The sequence below is a fragment of the Nocardioides sp. P5_C9_2 genome, assembly GCF_054049555.1.
In genome coordinates this window covers 1-2,227 of the sequence record NZ_JBFUMD010000571.1, presented here as the reverse complement: position 1 = coordinate 2,227, position 2,227 = coordinate 1, and the positions used below count along the sequence as shown (strand labels likewise).

Here is a 2,227-nt window from a genome sequence, read left to right as displayed (position 1 = left end):
CCGGTCACCTGTGCGACGTGATCGCTGTGACGTCGGCGCGCGACACCGAGGTCGTGCGTCGCGCCGTCACGCAGGGGGTCGTGCTGTACCTGCTGAAGCCGTTCTCGTACGCCATGTTCCGTTCCAAGCTCGAGCACTACGCGGCGTACCGCGCACAGCTGGCCGGCATCGACGACGACGTGGTGCAGGACGAGGTCGACCAGGTCTTCGGCGCCCTCCGCACCCGCTCGGGCGCCGCCGAGCTGCCCAAGGGCCTCGGTCCCGAGACGCTGCGCCAGATCACCGAGGCGCTGCGCGACCCCGACGCGTCGGAGGGGCTGTCGGCGTCCGAGGTCGGCACCGTGGTCGGCGCCTCGCGGGTCACCGCGAGGCGCTACCTCGAGCACCTCGCCGACCAGGGCCAGGTGGTGCGCTCACCGCGGTACGGCGGCGGCGGCAGGCCCGAGGTGGCCTACCGGTGGCGCCGCTGATCAGCCGAGAACGAGACCGGGGTAGAGCGGGTGCTTGTCGAGCATCTCGCCGCTCGCCGCCCTGGTCCGCTCGGCCACGCCGTCGCCGAGGACGTACGACGCCTTGGACGGACCGCCTGCCTTGGTGGTGCCGGCCTYGGTGTTGCTGAGGACGTCGACGATGAGCTCGGCGACCGTGTCGAACTCGTCGTGGCCGAAGCCCCGCGTGGTGAGCGCCGGGGTGCCGAGACGGATGCCCGAGGTGTACCAGGCACCGTTGGGGTCACCCGGGATCGAGTTGCGGTTCGTCACCACGCCGGCGTCGAGCAGCGCCGACTCGGCCTGTCGCCCGGTGAGGCCGAAGCCCGACACGTCGAGCAGCACGAGGTGGTTGTCGGTGCCGCCGGTGACCAGGCGGGCGTCGCGCTTGAGGAAGCCGTCGGCCAGGGAGTGGGCGTTGTCGGCGATCTGCTGGGCGTAGGCCTGGAAGGAGCTCTGGCGGGCCTCGGCGAACGCCACGGCCTTGGCGGCCATCACGTGCGAGAGCGGCCCGCCGAGCACCATCGGGCAGCCGCGGTCGACGTCGGCCGCGAACTCCTCCTGCGCCAGCACCATGCCGCCGCGCGGGCCGCGCAACGACTTGTGGGTCGTGGTGGTCGTGACGTGGGCGAAGGGGACGGGGTCCTCCTCGCCGGTGAAGACCTTGCCGGCCACCAGCCCGGCGAAGTGCGCCATGTCGACCATGAGCACCGCGCCGACCTCGTCGGCGATCTCGCGCATCTTCGCGAAGTTGACCCGTCGCGGGTACGCCGAGTAGCCGGCCACCAGCACGAGCGGCTTGAACTCGCGCGCCTTGGCGGCGACCGCGTCGTAGTCGAGCAGCCCGGTCTCCGGGTCGGTACCGTACTGCTGCTGGTGGAACATCTTGCCGCTGATGTTGGGACGGAACCCGTGCGTGAGATGCCCACCCGCGTCGAGCGACATGCCCAGGAGTCGCTGGTTGCCCAGCTCGCCGCGCAGGGTCTCCCAGTCGGCCTCGGTCAGCTCGTTGACGTTCTTGGCCTGCATCTTCTGCAGGTACGGCGACTCCACGCGGTTGGCGAGGATGGACCAGAAGGCGACCAGGTTCGCGTCGATGCCGGAGTGCGGCTGGACATAGGCGTACGGCGCGCCGAACAGCTCACGGGCGTGCTCGGCCGCGAGGGACTCGACCGTGTCGACGTTCTGGCAGCCCGCGTAGAAGCGGTGCCCGACGGTGCCCTCGGCGTACTTGTCGGAGAGCCAGGTGCCCATGGTGAGCAGCACCGCGGGCGAGGCGTAGTTCTCCGAGGCGATGAGCTTGAGCGAACCACGCTGGTCGGCCAGCTCCTGGCGCGTCGCGTCGGCGATGCGCGGCTCGACGGCGCCGATCACCTCGAGGGCCTGGGTGTACGCGCTGCTGATGAGGGAGTCCGTCATGGCGCCAGCCTAGAGGCCCGGGTGCTTCTGCAGCGCACGGCGTCCACGTCGGGCTACCGTGCCCACACCGACGAGAGGTGGCCCCGTGAAGGCACGTTCCTGGGCCCTGGTGGCCGTGGCTGGTCTGGCCACCGCGCTGCTGCCCGTCTCGGCCGCCATCCCCTCCGCACCCGCGGCCCCGACGGAGTCGACGACGATCGAGGTCACCGGCACCGCGTGGCTCTCTCCGACGTTCGACCCCGCGATCACCCGCTACGCCGTGCACCCCGCCTCGGACGGCACGATCCACGTCGACGTCCCCGGCGCACAGGCGGTGTGGT

At 71.2% G+C, this 2,227-nt stretch carries 3 protein-coding genes; 2 read left to right on the top strand and 1 reads right to left on the bottom strand.

Annotation, left to right across the window (positions count from 1 at the left end):
* A partial coding sequence (locus tag ACXJKL_RS19760; RefSeq protein ID WP_457208705.1) for a response regulator occupies positions 1 to 470 on the top strand: 470 nt, incomplete at its 5' end.
* On the opposite strand, the gene ACXJKL_RS19755 is transcribed toward ACXJKL_RS19760, so the two are convergent.
* Positions 471 to 1,907, bottom strand: a complete 1,437-nt coding sequence (locus ACXJKL_RS19755) for a glycine hydroxymethyltransferase (protein WP_457208704.1) — start codon at positions 1,905 to 1,907, stop codon at positions 471 to 473.
* Positions 1,908 to 1,992: 85 nt separating this feature from the next.
* Here ACXJKL_RS19755 and ACXJKL_RS19750 point away from each other — a divergent pair.
* Positions 1,993 to 2,227: hypothetical protein (locus ACXJKL_RS19750; protein WP_457208703.1), on the top strand; the 235-nt coding region annotated here is incomplete at its 3' end.